The 15,423-nt window shown below is 73.2% G+C and carries 13 protein-coding genes and 1 pseudogene; 5 read left to right on the forward strand and 9 right to left on the reverse strand.

The genetic code is table 11. The features are described 5' to 3' along the window. Positions 1–51 precede the first annotated feature (51 nt). The 4 genes from BFF78_RS03170 to BFF78_RS03185 all read right to left on the reverse strand — a co-directional run bounded on the left by BFF78_RS03170 (position 52) and on the right by BFF78_RS03185 (position 3,081). The gene (locus tag BFF78_RS03170; RefSeq protein ID WP_069776850.1) at positions 52–552 is read right to left on the reverse strand and encodes a hypothetical protein; all 501 of its coding nucleotides are present in this window, start codon (positions 550–552) and stop codon (positions 52–54) included. A gap of 179 nt (positions 553–731) precedes the next feature. Further along, a complete protein-coding gene (locus tag BFF78_RS03175) occupies positions 732–1,217 on the reverse strand; it encodes an SRPBCC domain-containing protein (RefSeq protein ID WP_069776851.1) in 486 nt (161 codons plus the stop codon). Positions 1,218–1,334: 117 nt separating this feature from the next. Continuing rightward, positions 1,335–2,150, reverse strand: a complete 816-nt coding sequence (locus tag BFF78_RS03180) for an SAM-dependent methyltransferase (protein ID WP_069783347.1) — start codon at positions 2,148–2,150, stop codon at positions 1,335–1,337. A gap of 55 nt (positions 2,151–2,205) precedes the next feature. After that, positions 2,206–3,081 carry a helix-turn-helix domain-containing protein gene (locus tag BFF78_RS03185; protein WP_069776852.1) on the reverse strand — a complete coding sequence of 292 codons (876 nt, stop codon included), beginning with the start codon at positions 3,079–3,081 and terminating at the stop codon, positions 2,206–2,208. Between the two features lie 1,059 nt (positions 3,082–4,140). Between BFF78_RS03185 and BFF78_RS03190 the strand changes: the two genes are divergently transcribed. From BFF78_RS03190 to BFF78_RS03200, 3 genes are all read left to right on the forward strand, one after another. Continuing rightward, the gene (locus BFF78_RS03190) at positions 4,141–4,824 is read left to right on the forward strand and encodes an ATP-binding protein (protein ID WP_227025691.1); all 684 of its coding nucleotides are present in this window, start codon (positions 4,141–4,143) and stop codon (positions 4,822–4,824) included. Between the two features lie 360 nt (positions 4,825–5,184). Beyond that, positions 5,185–5,847, forward strand: coding sequence for a GNAT family N-acetyltransferase (locus BFF78_RS03195; RefSeq protein WP_069776853.1), 663 nt, complete (start codon positions 5,185–5,187; stop codon positions 5,845–5,847). Positions 5,848–5,891: 44 nt separating this feature from the next. Then, a complete protein-coding gene (locus BFF78_RS03200) occupies positions 5,892–6,689 on the forward strand; it encodes an SAM-dependent methyltransferase (protein ID WP_079161124.1) in 798 nt (265 codons plus the stop codon). Positions 6,690–6,807: 118 nt separating this feature from the next. On the opposite strand, the gene BFF78_RS45955 is transcribed toward BFF78_RS03200, so the two are convergent. From BFF78_RS45955 to BFF78_RS03210, 3 genes are all read right to left on the reverse strand, one after another. Further along, positions 6,808–7,005 (reverse strand): hypothetical protein, encoded by a 198-nt coding sequence (locus BFF78_RS45955; protein ID WP_159032933.1) that lies wholly within the window; start codon positions 7,003–7,005, stop codon positions 6,808–6,810. 101 nt (positions 7,006–7,106) lie between these two features. Next, a complete protein-coding gene (locus tag BFF78_RS03205; protein WP_069776854.1) occupies positions 7,107–9,275 on the reverse strand; it encodes an acetoacetate decarboxylase family protein in 2,169 nt (722 codons plus the stop codon). Positions 9,276–9,449: 174 nt separating this feature from the next. Beyond that, positions 9,450–9,908 carry a flavodoxin family protein gene (locus BFF78_RS03210; protein WP_069776855.1) on the reverse strand — a complete coding sequence of 153 codons (459 nt, stop codon included), beginning with the start codon at positions 9,906–9,908 and terminating at the stop codon, positions 9,450–9,452. A 102-nt stretch (positions 9,909–10,010) separates the two neighbouring features. On the opposite strand from BFF78_RS03210, the gene BFF78_RS03215 reads away from it, so the two are divergent. Then, positions 10,011–10,955, forward strand: coding sequence for a GNAT family N-acetyltransferase (locus BFF78_RS03215; protein ID WP_227025692.1), 945 nt, complete (start codon positions 10,011–10,013; stop codon positions 10,953–10,955). A 76-nt stretch (positions 10,956–11,031) separates the two neighbouring features. On the opposite strand, the gene BFF78_RS03220 is transcribed toward BFF78_RS03215, so the two are convergent. Continuing rightward, positions 11,032–13,011, reverse strand: coding sequence for a DUF1996 domain-containing protein (locus BFF78_RS03220; RefSeq protein ID WP_069783351.1), 1,980 nt, complete (start codon positions 13,009–13,011; stop codon positions 11,032–11,034). Positions 13,012–13,382: 371 nt separating this feature from the next. Here BFF78_RS03220 and BFF78_RS47800 point away from each other — a divergent pair, with 371 nt between their 5' ends. After that, positions 13,383–15,074 (forward strand): C40 family peptidase, encoded by a 1,692-nt coding sequence (locus BFF78_RS47800; protein WP_069776856.1) that lies wholly within the window; start codon positions 13,383–13,385, stop codon positions 15,072–15,074. A 25-nt stretch (positions 15,075–15,099) separates the two neighbouring features. Here BFF78_RS47800 and BFF78_RS03230 read toward each other — a convergent pair. After that, positions 15,100–15,390: pseudogene (locus BFF78_RS03230) on the reverse strand (NAD-dependent epimerase/dehydratase family protein); the annotation flags it as partial. Positions 15,391–15,423 lie beyond the last annotated feature (33 nt).

Below are 15,423 nucleotides of genomic sequence, written 5' to 3' on the forward strand. Positions count from 1 at the left end.
AGGCGTGAGCCCCGCCCCGAGTGGGGGCGGGGCGGGACCGCACGCCCCCGGTCAGCGAACCGACTTGAGGTCGGTGATCTTGAGGGTCTTCAGGTCGGACTGGACGTCGATCCTGCTGACCTCGGCGCGCGGTCCGTCGCTCCAGGTGAGCGTGACCCGGCTGGTGGCGTGGCCGGCGCCGGAACCGGTGTAGCTGACCTGCCACTTCACCGGCACGTTCTGCGCGAAGAGAACGCCGTCGGCGTGCTCCTTCTTCTCGAAGGCGGCGACTTTCTTCTGGGCGGCGGAGGAAAGGTAGAAGGCACGCAGCGCCTTGGCGGCCTCGCCCGCGGACCTGTCGTCGGTGGACCAGACGGCGTCGATGTAGGCGCCGTAGAAGTCGGCCACGTGCTGGGTGACGTTGCGCGGGTCGCCCTGGGCGGAGGACACGGCGGTGGCACGGGCGGTGTGGCTGGCGGCGGTGCCCGCGAGGGCCGGTGTCACGGCGGCCAGGGTGAGGCCGCCGGTGAGGGCCACCGCGGTGATCAGGGTCTTGCGACTGCGGACGGACATACGTCTCTTTCCCCCGGTTTCGGTACGACCAGGCCGATCCCGGCCGTCGACGGACCGTAAGACCTCATTTCCCTCGCGCCGGTTCCGTTTCTCCGGGCCTTTTTTCCCACCCGATCCCCAGAACATGAGGCAGCCGGAAGGTTGTGCCGAATTCCGGTCGGATTTCCGCGCCCTTTCGGTCATTCCCCTTGGGACGGCCTATGCGCGCCCTTTCCCTCGACGAGTCGGGCGAGATTGTCCAGGGCCATCCGGGTGCCCTGTTCGTTGTCCTCGCGGGGAACGGCGTCGGGGATGCCCTCGTGCAGGATCTCCACGTCCGTGCCGCCGCCGGCCGCGGTGAGCGTGGTCGTCATGGTCATGGTGCCGCGCACGGCCTCGTCCTCCGTCTCGAACGCGAACACCTCGACCACCAGGGCGCCGGGCACGAGCCGGGCGAAGTGGCCGTGGTAGGTGTCCGTGTGCCGGCCCGACTTGCCGGCGGCGAACGCGTCGTCGTAGGTCAGGGAGACCCGGAAGGTGCCGCCCTCGTGGGCGTCGAACGTGTGGACGCGGGCGGTCATGCCGGCCGGGACGCGCCAGGCCGCGATCGCGTCCGGGTCGGTCAGGGCCCGGTAGACGGCGTGCGGGGGCGCCTGCACGCGCCGGGAGACTCGGGTGGCGTACATGGGCTCACGCTACCGGCCGGGGCGCCGCCCGAGCGGCCGTGGGAAAGGGGCGGGGCCGGGGTCCGGGAGGTGGGTCGGACCCCGGCCCCTGGTCTGCCGGGGCTTGCCGTCGGTCTGTCAGGGCTTACGGGCGACCGCGCCGTACATCGCGACGTCCTCGTCGCGGATGTTCTGCTCGCCGGTGCCGTCGGGGTGCCACTTGTGCACCTGGACGATGCCCGGTTCGACCAGCTCCAGGCCCTCGAAGAACTCATGGGCCTCGTCGAGGGTGCGCAGCCGCATCGGCATCTTGCGGGCCGCGTACTCGCGGGCGACCCGGCCCACTTCCTCGGGCGCGAACTCGGCGGTGCCGATGGACATCGCCAGATGGCTGCCGGACGGCAGCGGCTCCAGAAGCCGGCGTACGACACCGACCGCGTCGTCCTCGTCGAGCATGAAGTGGACGATGGCGATGACCGTGAGCGCGACCGGCTTGTCCAGGTCCAGCGTCTCGCGCAGCTCCGGGGCGTCCAGAATGGCCGCCGGGTCACGGAAATCGGCCTCGATGTAGGAGGTACGGCCCTCGGGCGCGCTGGCCAGCAGGCCCTGGGACAGGGTGAGGACGATCGGGTCGTTGTCGACGTAGACGACCCGGGACTCGGGAGCCACGGCCTGGGCGATCTCGTGCAGGTTGGGCGAGGTCGGGATGCCGGTGCCGATGTCCAGGAACTGGCGCATGCCCGCCTCCTCGGCGAGCCAGCGCACGGCGCGGTTCATCCAGTCGCGGTTGGCGCGCATGTGGACCGGGAGCGCGGGCCACTCCCCGGCCATGGCGTCGCCGGCCTCCTTGTCGGCGGGGTAGTAGTCCTTGCCGCCGAGAATGTAGTCGTAGATACGGGCCGAGTGGGCGTTCTCGGTGTCGATCCGGTCGGCCGGCCATCCGTTGTCGGGCAACGCCGTGTCTCCCATGCGAGTCGGGGGGTGGGGGGCTTGCGTACGAACAGGTGCGTCACAGCTCCTTGCGGATCGCGCCGAGCAGAGCCTCGGTCTTCCGGGCGGGTGCGGCCTGGGCGCCGAGCCGGTCCAGCGCCTCCCGGTACACCACGACGTCGTCCGCCTTGTCGAGGTAGACGGCCCCGACCAGACCGCTCAGGTAGACGATGTCGGGCAGTTCGCGGGCCCGGAACCGGAACAGATGGTAGGCGCCCGCCCGCATCGCCGGATGTGGGCCATGGGCGAACGGCATGAGCTGCAGGGTCACATGGGGCAGCCGGTTGACCTCGACGAGGTGGTCGATCTGCGTCCGCATCACCTCCGGTCCGCCGACCGGCCAGCGCAGCACGGTCTCGTCCATCAGCACCCACAGCCTGGGCGGCGCCTCGCGGGCCAGGAGCTCCTGGCGGCGCATGCGCAGCGCGACCCGGCGTTCGGTGGCCTCGGCCGAGGCGTGCGGGTTCTCGGCGCCGAGCAGGGCGCGGGCATAGTCCTCGGTCTGCAACAGGCCGTGCACGAACTGGTTCTCGTACGCGCGGATCTGCAACGCCGCCTGTTCCAGGCTGAGATATGCGGCGAACCAGTCGGGCATCACATCGCGGTAGGTGTGCCACCAGCCGCGTTTGTTGGCCTCCCGCACGGACTGCAGAAAGGTGTCGATCTCGTCCCGGTCGCTGACGCCGTAGACCTGGAGCAGCTTCTCGGCGTCCGCGAGCCGCAGGCGGGCCACCTTGGCGGCCTCCATGCGGCGGATGGTGGAGTGGCTGACCCCGATGGCGGCGCCCGCCTCGTCGTAGCTGAGGCCGGCGCGGGTGCGCAGCTCCTCCAGTTGCCGGCCGAGGATCATGCGCAGGACGGAGGGGGCGCCGCCCCAGTCGGTCTCCGCGGTCACGCCCCACCCCCTCACCAGGTCCCAGGGACACCGTCCCACACGATCGCTTGCCCGACCCATTCGATCACGTTCTGGCTGAAGCAGCATGCACTTGGCCACTTGCAAATTTCAACTTGCTGGTTGCGGAGCGTTGTTGGCGGGTGGGAAAATGGTGCCTCTGCTCCGACCGACCAAGGAGCGGGCGGCGCGGCCGGGTTGGGGGAGACCGGACCGCACCACGGCCTCCCGGGAGGCGGTGTGTCGTCCGCTGCGCGAGCGGTCGGCGCGAGACCGACACCCCCCACACGAAGGCGCACGGCGATGGCTCCGCCCTCCCTCCCCCCACCGCTCCACCGACCACCCCTGCCCTTCGGCCCGCCACGCCCGCCCGTGGCCCCCCGCGATTACCGGCCCACGGATGACGCACACGAGGCGCCGGATTCCACCAAGCGCCGGCACCGGGAGCCTGCCGGCGCAGACCACCCACAGGAGGGAACTCCGGACGACACGAGCGGGCCGTCTTCGGCTGCGGCCGGGCCATACCGAGCTGTGGGCGGCACAGGGCGGCCCCGCCGGACACCGGACAGCACGGACGGGGCACGCCTCCTCCCGGACAGCACGAGCCGACCGCTGCCGCCTGGGGACCGGGCATACGGAGCCCCGGATGGCCCGGGTCAGCCCCACCGGGCCACGGAGAACACGGACGGATCGCACCGGCTCCCGGACACCGCAGACCGGACCCACAGAGCCCTGGATGCCGCCGGACAGCCCCACCAGCTTCCGGACAGCACCGATGGTTCGCACCGGCTCCCGGACAGCCCGAGCCGACCGCTTCCCGCTGCGGACCGGGCACACCCGGCCCTGGATGACACGGGCCAGCCCCACCTGGCCACGGAGAACACGGACGGATCGCACCGGCTCCCGGACAGCCCGAGCCGACCCCTTCCGCCCGCGAACAGCGCGGTCCGGGCACAGCCAGCCCAGAGTGGCGAGGGTCAGCCCAACCGGGTCCCGAACAGCGCGGAGGTGTCACACCGGGCCTCAGACGCCGTGGCTTGGTCACACCAGGTCTCGGACACCATGGACCGGACATACCAGGCTCCGGACGGGCCCGGCAGGCCGCACCGGGCGGCGGACAGCGCAGGGCGACGAGACCAGTGGCCGGGCACCGGCGACGGACCGCTCCCGCGGGCGGACATGGGGGATGCACCGCGCCCGGCCCCGGACACGGCCGCGGCGGACGCCGTGGAGCATCCACACCGGCCGCCGGTCCCGGCCGGTGTCTTGAGACCACCCGGAGGCGAGCGCCTCGGTCGACTCCCTGGGCCCCTCGGCCCCGACCGGCTCGCCTCCGGGCACCCGCTGCCTCGTTCCGCCGCCGCCTTCGATCTGCCGGCCCAGCCGGCGGCCGTCGGCACCGCCCGTCGTGTCGTACAGCACCTGCTGACCGCCTGGGGCGTATCGGAACAACCCAGGGACAGCGCGGTCCTGGTGATCTCTGAACTGGTCACGAACGCCGTTGTGCACACGGCCGGTGAGCGGATCGCGTGCCGGCTGCACGGCACGGCGGACCGCATACGGATCGAGGTCGAGGACCAGGAAGGCGGCCCCGCGCTACCGGTGGTGCGCCGCCACCGCCCCGACGACCAGCACGGGCGCGGGCTGTTCCTGGTCCACGCGCTGAGCGTCGACTGGGGCGTGACGCCGGTGTCCGGCCGGTCCGCCCGAGTCGTCTGGGCGGAGCTGTCGTACGGCCTCGCATGACACCAGGCCCCGCCGAACCGACCGCACCGCCCCGGACCATCCCCCACTAGTCCGAAGGATGACCCATGCACCACACCACCCCCACCCCCACCCCCGCCCCGTCCGCCGACCCGTCCTGGACCCGCACCCGCCCCAAGCCCGGCTCCCAGGAACAGGCCGACTGAGCCGAAGACCCCACACGGCACTCCCCTGCATCCCGCTAACCCGTGAAAGCCCCGCACGCTCTCCACGCCTCGAAACCAAGCCCGCCCACCCCCAAACCCCGGTAGATTCGCCGCCGGTGCGGGAAGTCCGCATCCGCCGGGGATCTGGATCCGCAGCGTTCCGTTCCCGCGGTGGGCCGTTCCGTCAGGGGTGTGCATGGTCTGGTCGGTGATGCGCCGAAGGCGGGCCGGGTCACAGCTGCCCATGCCGGGGCAGTGCGAGCCCGGGGTCGGCCGGCATGTGCTGGCCACCGAACGGTTGTTGCTGTTCACACCCCGGACCCGGCTGGACGTGGCGGCGGCGCTCGCCGCCTGCGCCGATGCCGAGGCGCAGCGCTGGCTCGGCACCCAGGCGGACGAGGTCCTGCCCGACCCCGCCACCCGCAGGGCGCTGCTCGCCTGGCGTCCGGCCGGTGACGACGGCCGCCGGGTGCCCCGGACTCTGGCGCAGCCGTACGCCCCCGGTCCGGACGACCCGCTGCTGCTGGTCTGTGTGCGCAGATCCGGCCTCGGCTATGCCGGCGCCGTCGAACTGGACCGCCGTGCCGGCGAGTTGGGCGGCTGGCTGGCGCCGGCGTGCCGCGGCCAGGGCCTGGGCGCGGAGCTGTTCCGCGCGGGTGCGGCGCTCGCGCACACCCATGCCGGGCTGAGCACGGTCCGGGCGGGCGCGGAACCCGGGAACACCGCGAGCCGGCGGGCCCTGGTCCTCGCCGGATTCGTACCGGACGAGGGGCGGCCCCGGCACACCCTGCCCGACGGCCGTGTGGTCGAGGCCGTCTGGCACCGCCACGACAGCGCGGCGGCCTCCCGCTGCCGCTGAAGACCACCCGCTCACCCCCCACCCCACCCCCACGGAGAGCCGACGTGACAGACACCGGATTCAGCCCGGAGCGGATCGACACGAGCAAGCCGCACTCCGCCCGGATGTACGACTGGTTCCTGGGCGGCAAGGACCACTACGCCGTCGACGCCGAGGCCGCGAGCAAGGTGCTGGAGCTCTTCCCGGGCGTCAGGGACACGGCCTGGGCCAATCGCGAGTTCATGCACCGGGCCGCCCGCTTCGTCGCCCGTCAGGGCGTCGACCAGTTCCTGGACGTGGGCACCGGGATCCCCACCGAGCCCAACCTCCACCAGGTCGTGCAGGTGGTCACCCCGAGCGCCCGGGTGGTGTACGCCGACAACGACCCGATCGTGCTGCGGCACGCCGAAGCCCTGCTGCACGGCACGCCCGAGGGCCGTACCGCCTATCTGCACGCCGACGTCCGCGAGCCGGAGCGGATCGTGGCGTACGCCCGCGCGCATCTGGACCTCGACCGGCCCGTGGGCCTGTCGCTGATCGCGCTGCTGCCGTTCGTCACCGACGAGCAGGACCCGTACGGTGTGGTGCGGACACTGCTGGAGCCGCTGCCGTCCGGCAGCTTTCTGACGCTCACCCACGTCAGCGCCGAGTTCGACCCGGAGGTCTGGGAGCGGATCGCGGCCGTCTACCGCTCCGCCGGCACCCCCGTCCGGGCGCGCTCGCACGCCGAGGTGACCCGGTTCTTCGACGGCCTGGACCTGTGCGAGCCGGGCGTCGTGCCGGCGACCCGCTGGCACCCCGAGCCGGGCATGCGGGTGCGCGGGGAGCAGCCGGTGTTCGCGGGGCTGGCCCGCAAGCCCTGACGGCGGTGCGGGGCCCCCGGAGCGGGATACCTCGGGCACCAGGTGTACGACACCGACGCCATGCCCTGGATCGCCGTCGGCGCTCGCGTCCCCTCCGTTCGCTCCGGGCGACGGGCGCTCAGTCCCCGGCCCGCGCGTGGGTGTCCAACGCCGCGGCGGCGGTGCGCAGTTGTTCGGCGGCCGTGGTGCAGGCGGCGGCCTGCTGCTCCAGGGTGGGGCGGCTCCACTCGGGTGCCGCGGGGCAGCCGCTCAGCGTGGCCGCGGTGGCGAGCAGTTGACGGGCGTAACCGTCCATGAGGTCGGCGTCACTCCGCAAGGTGCCGGCGTGTTCGAGGGGTTCGTCGGCCGGGGCCGTGATCGCTCGGGGGACTCGGTCACCATGGCGGCTCCCATCGGACGGGTTGGGGTACGGGACGTTCAGCGCGGCAGGGCGGCGCCGGCGCTGCGGTGGAGCATGAACTGGGGGCAGGTCAGCAGGAACAGGGGCCGGGCCCGGTCGATGCCGAGCCGGCGCAGCTGTCCGGCGAGGGGTTCGGCCGCGGCGGTGTCCAGCCGCAGCCGGACTCCGGTGCCGGTGTGCAGGCGCAGCCTGCCGTGGGCCCGGACCAGCGTGCGTACGGAGCTCTCGCCCTTGCGGCCGTACAGGACCCGGTCGGCCTGCGGGCAGCGCAGGCCCGGTCCGAGCGGGCCCTCGACGGTGAGCCCGAGGTCCCCGGACCGGACGTCGATCGCCCGGGCCCTCAGGTCGGCCTCGGCGGTCGTCCGCATCGCGGGCTGGCCCCAGATCTCCCGGGCGACCACGCGGGCCTCCTCGCTGGTGACGGCAAGGGAGAGGACGTAACGGCCGGTGCGGCGCAGGTCGACGCGGCGCAGCAGGTCCACGGCGACGTCGTACGGGCGGGGGTGCCACAGGTCGTCGACCAGGACGGACAGGGCGATCTCGGTGTACGGGCCGATGGTGGTGCAGCGGTGCTCGTACACCGAGAGTACGGCCAGGGCCCGCCGGCCCAGCCGGCTCGGGGTCAGCCAGCCGATCTCGGGCAGCAGTCCGCGTACCGCGTCGGTGGAGACGGGGTAGCAGAGGTGGGCGGCGGCGGAGTCGTAGTAGCGCACCGGCACGTCGACCGGACCGACCGTCGTGGGGACCGAGGTGGTGGGCAGGGTGAGGAAGGGGTAGCCCTCGGGCGGATGGGCGCGGTCCTTGAGCTGGTAGGCCTGGGTGCGCACGATCGGGCCCCGGTAGGCCGCGAGTGCCTCGTCGACGTCCTTGCGGGCCCCGGGAATCACCGTGCGCAGGTGCTCGATGTACTCGCGGAGCAGATGGCACAGCGGGAACTCGTGGGTGGGCCCGCCGTAGTTGGCCTCGTACCGGTTCGGGTGCGGCTCGGACGCGGGGCGCGCGCCCCGGCCGTCCAGGACGGGCACGATGTCGTGCTGGTTGGTGATGCTCGCGACCCAGGTGCGCGGGTCGGCGGGCTTCTTGCCGTCGGCCGGGGAGCCGACGGCGACCACGTGCGTGACCCGGTAGGTGCGGCAGAACTCCTCGTCCTGGGCCAGGTGCATCAGGGCGATCCCGCCCTCGCCGTGCCCGATCAGCGCGAGGTCGGCGCCGCGCGGGATGCCGTAGTCCGCCAGGGCGAGCAGGACCGCGCGGGTGCCGGGCGAGTCGGCCATGAACAGGGTGCGCCAGGCGCCGGCGAAGTCCTGCGGGGAGTCGTGGCGGGGGCGGCCCGGTGCCCTGCCGGGGGCCTGGACGACGTACCGGACGACACCGTCGGGGCCGCGCACGTTCTGCACGAGGATCCGCCCGTCGGTGGACAGCACCTCGATGTTGCGCAGAAAGCCGAGGAAGGAGCCCTCGGTGGCGATGAACTGCTTCTCCTGATCGGTGAGGTCGACGGCCTCGGCGGCACCCTCGCTCCGGTCCCTGGCCGCGGGGTGTGCGGCGCTGATGCCGCGCGGCGGATCGGTGTGCGGCTCACGCCCGGCAGCGCGCGCCCAGGCGGCCTCGCCGTTCTTCGCGCCCTCGTCCAACAGGGCGCGGACGGCGAGGAGTCCGGCCATCAGCGGGCCCGGCCCGGACAGGGCGCGCTGGGCGCCCCGGTCCCGGAACAGTGCGCGCAGGGCCCGTACGGCCTCCCGGTCGCGGTGGGCGGTGACCGCCTCCCTCAGCCGCCGTAGGCCCGGGTCGCGTGCGAACTCGGGGTGGTCGACCAGCACGGCGGAGATCCCGAGGCGCAGCGCGGTGACGGCGAGCAGCGCGGCCAGGCTCTCCCGGCCCAGCGCCTGACCGGCCGCGCCGAGCACCGGGCCCATGCCCTTCGGCGCGGTGATCGCCGAGCCGCCGAGCCCCTGCTTGTTCGTCAGGGACCGCAGCAGCGCCCACCGGGCGGCGAGGCCGGTACGGCGACGGCGACGCGCGGAGGCGGTCGGTAGCGGCGCGAAGAGCGCGGTACTGGTGCGCTCGGACACCGCGCGGATGCCCTCGGCGACGTCCGCCACGTCCCGGGCGCACCGGCGCAGCACTGCTCCCGCGTCCTGGCCGTCCGGCGCGGACCGGCCGGGTGCGTGGCTGTCCGCTCGCATCCGACGCTCCCTCGCTCGACGACGTACGACGACACATGACAGGGTTCGCCGCACCGCAAGGGCGCGGCCCCGGTCCCATCGTCGGCCAGGGTCACGGGGCCCGCACCTTCATCCCTCCAGGTAGCGGACGCCCGAACCTGAACGTGAAGGTCCCCCGGCGCCCGACCGGCGCGCTCATCCGCCCGGCATCAGCCCCGCCGCGACCGTGGCCCCGAGCTCCCAGCACGCCTCCGTGTCGGCCTTGCCGGGCTCGCCGGTGACGGTCACCGCGTCCGCCGCGCGGCGCCAGCCGAGGCCGGTGGTCACGGTCTCGATGGCGCGGACGGCGCCGGTGACGTCGTTGCCGCCGTGGACGTAGTAACCGAACGGCCGGCCCCGCGTCTCGTCCAGGCACGGGTAGTAGATCTGGTCGAAGAAATGCTTCAGCGCGCCGGACATGTAACCGAGGTTCGCCGGGGTGCCGAGCAGATAACCGTCGGCTTCCAGGACGTCGGAGGCGGTCGCGGCCAGGGCCGCCCGGCGGACGACGCTGACGCCCTCGATCTCCGGTGTCGTGGCGCCGGAGACGACGGCCTCGAACAGCGCCTGGCAGTTGGGCGACGGGGTGTGATGGACGATCAGCAAGGTAGGCACACCCCGCACCCTGCCGTGCGCCCGCGGTGCCTCGCAAACGGCGGGCGTGGCGGGCGGCGCGGCGGGGTAGGGCTGTGCACGGGAAAGACGAGAGGGGCTGCCGTGACCGGCGCGGATGCACTCATGCCCGATCTGCGCCCGCAGGGGCTGCCGCCCGGCTACCGGTGCCGATCCGCGACCACCGCCGACGCGGCCGCGATCCACGGCCTGGTCGCCGCCTGCGAGCGCGCCCTGCACGGCCGCCCCGAGACCGCCGCCGACCGGATCGCCGCCGAGCTCGCACTGCCCGGACTGCGCCCGGAGTACGACACCCTGCTCGTGCACGACGGAACCGGCGGGCCGGCCGGCTACGGCTGGGTGCGCGGGCGGCGGGCCAGAGTGCACGTCCACCCCGCTCACCAGGGGCGGGGCCTTGGCGGTGCGCTGCTCGCGTGGGCCGAGAGCCGGGCCCGGCAGGCGGGCAGCGACCGGCTGGCGCAGACGGTCCCGGACACCGATCGCGCCGCGACCGCGCTCCTGCGGGCCGGCGGGTACGGCCCGCTCGTCACCGAGTGGCTGCTGGAGATCGCCCTGCCCGGCGAACCGGAGGTGCCCGATCCGCCGGCGGGCATCACCGTACGGCCCTTCCGGCAGGGCGACGAACAGGCCGCGTACCAGCTCACCGAGGACGCCTTCGACGAGTGGCAGCCGCGGCGGAAGACCTACGAGGAATGGGCTCGGCGCACCGTCGAACGGGCCGCGTTCCTGCCGGCGGCGTCCCCGCTGGCCTTCGCCGGCGACCAGTTGATCGGGGCCGTGCTGTCACTGGACGTTCCGGGCAACGACGAGGGGTACGTCGAACGGGTCGCGGTACGACGCGACCACCGCGACCGGGGCATCGCCCGCACCCTGCTGCGGGAGGCGTTCCGCAGCTTCCACCGCCTGGGCAGGCCGGCCTGCACGCTGTGGACGCACTCCGGCACGGGCGCGCTCCCGCTGTACGAGCGCCTCGGCATGACGGTCCGGCGCAGTTCCACGGTCTACGGCAAGGCACTCGGGACCGACTGACCGCCGGGTCGGCCTGAGGCCCACTCCGTGAAGTGGGCCTCCTGCGGGAGACGGCCTGGTTCGCGGGCGGCGGGCGTCAGTACCGCAGGCGCCTGGCCCGCAGCAGCATGATCAGGCCCGACATGGCGAGCAGGGTGCCGAGGGCGGCGGGCCACAGGTGCGTACCGGTCTCCGCGAGTGCGCCCTGGGTGCCCTGGGGTTGGGGCTGCGCGGTGGTGGGCGGGACGTATCCGGCGGCGGTGGCCCGGGCGGACGGTGACCGGGCGGGCGCGGACTGGGTGGGCGAGGGGGTGGGCGGTGCGGATGCCGTGGGCCTGTCCTGCTGGGAGGGGTGCCCCGGCTTGTTCGAACGGTTCTGATCGGTGGTGCGGCCCTGCTTGGTGGTGTGGTCCTGCTTGGCGGTGTGGTCCTGCTTGGTGGTGTGGTCCTGCTTGGTGCGGTCCGGCGTGGTCTTCGCGTCGGTCCTCGGTTCCTCGCCCGGCTGGGAAGCCGAGGGTGCCGGGGCGGAGGTCGCGGTGGCGCTGGCGCCGGGCTGCTCCGTCGTGCCGTCGCCCGGCGTGGCCGTCGTACCAGTGCCCGGCGTGGCCGTCGTGCCGGAGCCGGAACTCGCCGTGGGCGTCGGCGTCGTACCGGAGTCGTCGCCTCCCGGGCCGCAGGTGCGGCCGGAGTTGATGCAGTCGACCATCTCGCGCATCAGGCTCTCGTCGAAGACGTTGATGAAGTCGCCGTGGTCGGTGACGGGCTTGTGCAGTTGCTCGGGGAAGGAGTCGACCGCGAACAGCGGGACCGTACGGCCGCCGTCCTGCAGGCTCGGTGCCTTGACGTCGTACACGAGGCGCTGGACCAGCTGCGGAATGGCGCTGAAGCCGGCCGGGCAGGAGCCGTCGGGGGCGGTGAAGGCCACGTGGGTGCGGTGGTTGGCGCTGTCGATGTTGCGGCCGTCCCAGCAGCTCTGGAACCGGAAGGTGCGCACCACGGCACTGCCCGGCGGACACAGCGGGTACTTGTCCTTCAGCTGCCGGTTCTCGTAACCGGTGCAGCTCCAGGACGCGTTGGCGTTGCCGGGCCCGTTGACGAAGGCCTTGGCGTCGCCGGTGATGATGCGCAGCAGGCGGGGCATGGCGGTGACCTTGCCGCGCGGGTTGCCCACGAAGGTCAGCGTGACCTGCTTGGGTGTGACGATCTGGCCCGCGTTGCCCTCCGTGCCGCCGCCCGGGGATCCGGCGTCCCGCTCCTGGGTGCCGTTCTGCAGGCGCAGCACCGGCCAGTAGTAGGAGGACTTGTCGCCCTGGTCGACACAGCTCGTCCCGGCCTTCGCGAGGTCGTCGTCGCTCGCGAAGGCGTTGTTGCCCTGGTTGCCGACGTAGTCGTGGAAGTGGTGGGCGCCGTTGGAGACGCCGGGAGCGACGATGACGTTGTCCGAGTTGAACAGGCCGTTCGCGTTGACTCCGCAGTCGGAGGCGAAGCTGCCGCGCGAGGCGTCGGCCTGCTGGGGCGCAGTGGACGCATCCGGTGGTACGGAGGTGATGTCCGCGTAGTCGGATACGACGGGCCCGTTGCCGCCCTGGCCGGCACCGCTCTGCTGGGCACCCTGGGTGGGGGTGGCGGTGGCCTGGGCGCCCGCGCCGGTGGCCTGCGCACCGTCACCACCGGGGCGCAGGGTGCAAGAGGCCAGCGCGTCCAGGCCCTGCGGGCGCTCCCCCACCCGGCCGATGGCGTCGGCTATCCGGCCGATCGCCGCGGCCCGCTGGTCCTTCAGCGGGTTCATGATCGTGCCGTCGACGGAACCGGTGGCCTGCCCGGTGGCCTGCCCGGACTGCTGGAGCTGATGGTAGGCCGCCGCCGTCTGCCGGTCGAGCAGGGCCAGTTCGCGGTCCACGTCGGTACGGGCCGCGTCCGGAACGGCGGTCAGCCGGCTGCCGATGTCCGGGCAGTCGATCGTCGCCATGCCCGCGGAGAGGACGTGTCCGGTTCCGTTCGTGCCGGAGCCGCCGCCCCAGCCCTCGGACGCCGAGGCGTAGACGTTCGCCGCGACGAGACCGCCTCCGCCCAGCATCAGGGCGACCGCTGCGAGGGTCGCGCGTCGTGCGCCGGTCGGGCGTCTGCGCTTGTTGCGTACCAAGGTCGTCCCCTGTGTTGTCTGTGCGCCGGTCGGGCATGGAGCTCCCCGGCCTCATACGGAGGGCGGCACCGATGTGTTCAACAGAATCGCGAATTCACCGGGACCTCACAGGAAAACGCGGACAGCGCCCCTTCCCCCTCGAATGTAATCACGAACATCACAAATACGTATCGGACATTTCACACCTCAACCTTCACACGAGGTACACACGTTGGCTAGGTTGACGCGAGGCCGCCCGGGCACTCGACGGAGTCCGGACGAGACGGCCCAACTGCCCTGCGGGGCAAGGAAGGAGCGTGTCTTCCATGGCGCCGGAGAGCCGCGACGAGGTCAGGCAGCGGATCGAATCGCTCTACGACCAGGCCGAGAACGCGACGGGGAACTACAACGCGACCCGGGCCATGGCCTCGGTGACGCGCTCGCGGGGCGTTCCGCTGGCCAAACGGCCGGGCCGGCGACCGGATCCCGCACTCGACGAGGTCGCCCGGCAGTGGTTCGACGTCGCCCGTGCCAAGCTCGGCCCGACCGTCCCCGCCGTACTGCCCGCCGACCGGCTCCCCGACCGCCCGGCGTCTCCCGGGCGCTCCCGGGACCGGATGGGCCGAGGCCTTCCGGGCGCCGCGCGCGACGCCCTGGGCCCGGGTCCGTCCACCCGGCGCCCCGAAGCCCTGGAGCGGGCCGTCGACCGCGTGGTGGCCGAGCTGACGGCCGGTCGGGCGACGGACCCGGAGAGCCTGGCCCTGGCCGCCCGCGAGAGCGGACGCGCGGCACTGCCGGGTCCACGGCGCCCGGAACTGCCGGGTGGCGGCGGGGAGTTGTCACTTCCGGGCGGAGGGGGCGTGCCCGGCGTAAGCGGCGCGGAACTGGCACTGCCCGGTCCGGCTGGCCTGGTGGGCTCCGAGTCCGGGGGGATACCGGCCGGGCTCACGCCGGTGGAACCGGCCGGGCTCGTGCCGGTGGAGCCGGCCGGACTCGTGCCCGTGGAGCCGACCGGACTCGTGCCCGTGGAGCCGACCGGCTTCACGCCCTTGGAGCCGAGCACTCTCGCGCCGCCGGAACCGACCAGCCCCGGTATCGTCGAGACGGCCGTCCTCCCGGTGGCCATGGGTGCCCCGGTCCAGGAGCCGACGACATCTCTCGGCTCCACCATGCCGGGCCGCCCCTCCCCCGCCGCGTCCAAGGCGAGCAACCAGCGCAAACTCGCCGCCGCGAGCGACGTGCTCTCCCGGTACACGGCCCAACTCGTCGGGCTCGCGACCGCCGTTCAACCCATGCCCGTCACGACGCCACCACCCGAGACCGTTACGGCCGCACCGCCCACGCCCGTCATGCCCCCCATGGCCGCACCGCCCGCGGGCGTGACGACGGCGCCCACCTCACCCGTCACGACGGCGGTAGCACCCATGCCGCCCACGACAGTCGCGGACCTGCCGCCCGCGCCCGTCGCGCCCCCACAGCCCTCTCCCGTGCAGCCCGCCCCGGATCCCGGAACCGGTCAGTGGCAGCAGCCGCAGCCGATGGCACCCGGCGCGGTGGCGACCCCGGCCCCGGCCGTGGAGCCCTGGTCGGCGACCATGCCCGCCACAACCCCCGTGACCGACACCGGTTCCCTCACCTTCGCCTCCGAGTCGCCCCAGGCCACGCGTGCCGCGAAGGCCATCGCGTTCGCCCGGGCGCAGATCGGCAAGCCGTGCGTGTGGGGCGCGACCGGGCCGGACTCGTACGACTGCTCCAGCCTCACCCAGGCCGCCTGGAAGGCCGCCGGCGTCGCCCTGCCGCGGGCCGCGCACCAGCAGGCGCTCGCCGGTGCCCCAGTCACGCTCGCCGGGATCGAGCCCGGTGATCTCGTCCTCTTCTTCGACGACGACCGGCACGTGGGTCTCCATGTCGGCGGCGGCATGATGGTGCACGCGCCCGGCCCGGGATCCTCGATACGCGAGGAGTCGATCTACGGCGCCGGGGAGTCTGCGATCCACCGGATCGTGCGGCCCGTCTGACCGGTCCGCCGAACCGGGGCCGGCGTCAGCGGTGGCGCCGGTGTGCGCGCCGGCTCTCGTAGTGGTCGAGCAGGGTCTCCTCCAACGGGCGGTAGGTGAGGCCGAGTTCGTGGACGCTGCGGCTGTTTTCGACGCGGAAGCGGATGCCGAGGTGTTTGCGGATGTAGTCCTGGGTGAGACCGAAGGAGGAGCCCAGGATGCGCACCGGCCAGTGCGGAAGCCGGGTGCGCGGCAGCCGGAGATCGCGGGGGTTGCGGGCGAGGATGATGCGGGCCATCTCGTGGAACGACGTCATGGTCTCGGCTGCCACGATGTACCCCATAAAAGACCCCTGGCAAAGTCATAAGAT

Origin of the sequence: Streptomyces fodineus, assembly GCF_001735805.1 — a bacterium.
In the GTDB taxonomy this organism is placed as follows: domain Bacteria; phylum Actinomycetota; class Actinomycetes; order Streptomycetales; family Streptomycetaceae; genus Streptomyces; species Streptomyces fodineus.

Coding starts and splice junctions, on each gene's coding strand:
- BFF78_RS03195 (WP_069776853.1), top strand. CDS start 5,185: ATGGTCTGGTCGGTGATGCGCCGAAGGCGGGCCGGGTCACAGCTGCCC.
- BFF78_RS47800 (WP_069776856.1), top strand. CDS start 13,383: ATGGCGCCGGAGAGCCGCGACGAGGTCAGGCAGCGGATCGAATCGCTC.
- BFF78_RS03220 (WP_069783351.1), bottom strand. CDS start 13,011: ATGCTGGGCGGAGGCGGTCTCGTCGCGGCGAACGTCTACGCCTCGGCG.
- BFF78_RS03175 (WP_069776851.1), bottom strand. CDS start 1,217: ATGTACGCCACCCGAGTCTCCCGGCGCGTGCAGGCGCCCCCGCACGCC.
- BFF78_RS03170 (WP_069776850.1), bottom strand. CDS start 552: ATGTCCGTCCGCAGTCGCAAGACCCTGATCACCGCGGTGGCCCTCACC.
- BFF78_RS03205 (WP_069776854.1), bottom strand. CDS start 9,275: ATGCGAGCGGACAGCCACGCACCCGGCCGGTCCGCGCCGGACGGCCAG.
- BFF78_RS03190 (WP_227025691.1), top strand. CDS start 4,141: ATGGACCGGACATACCAGGCTCCGGACGGGCCCGGCAGGCCGCACCGG.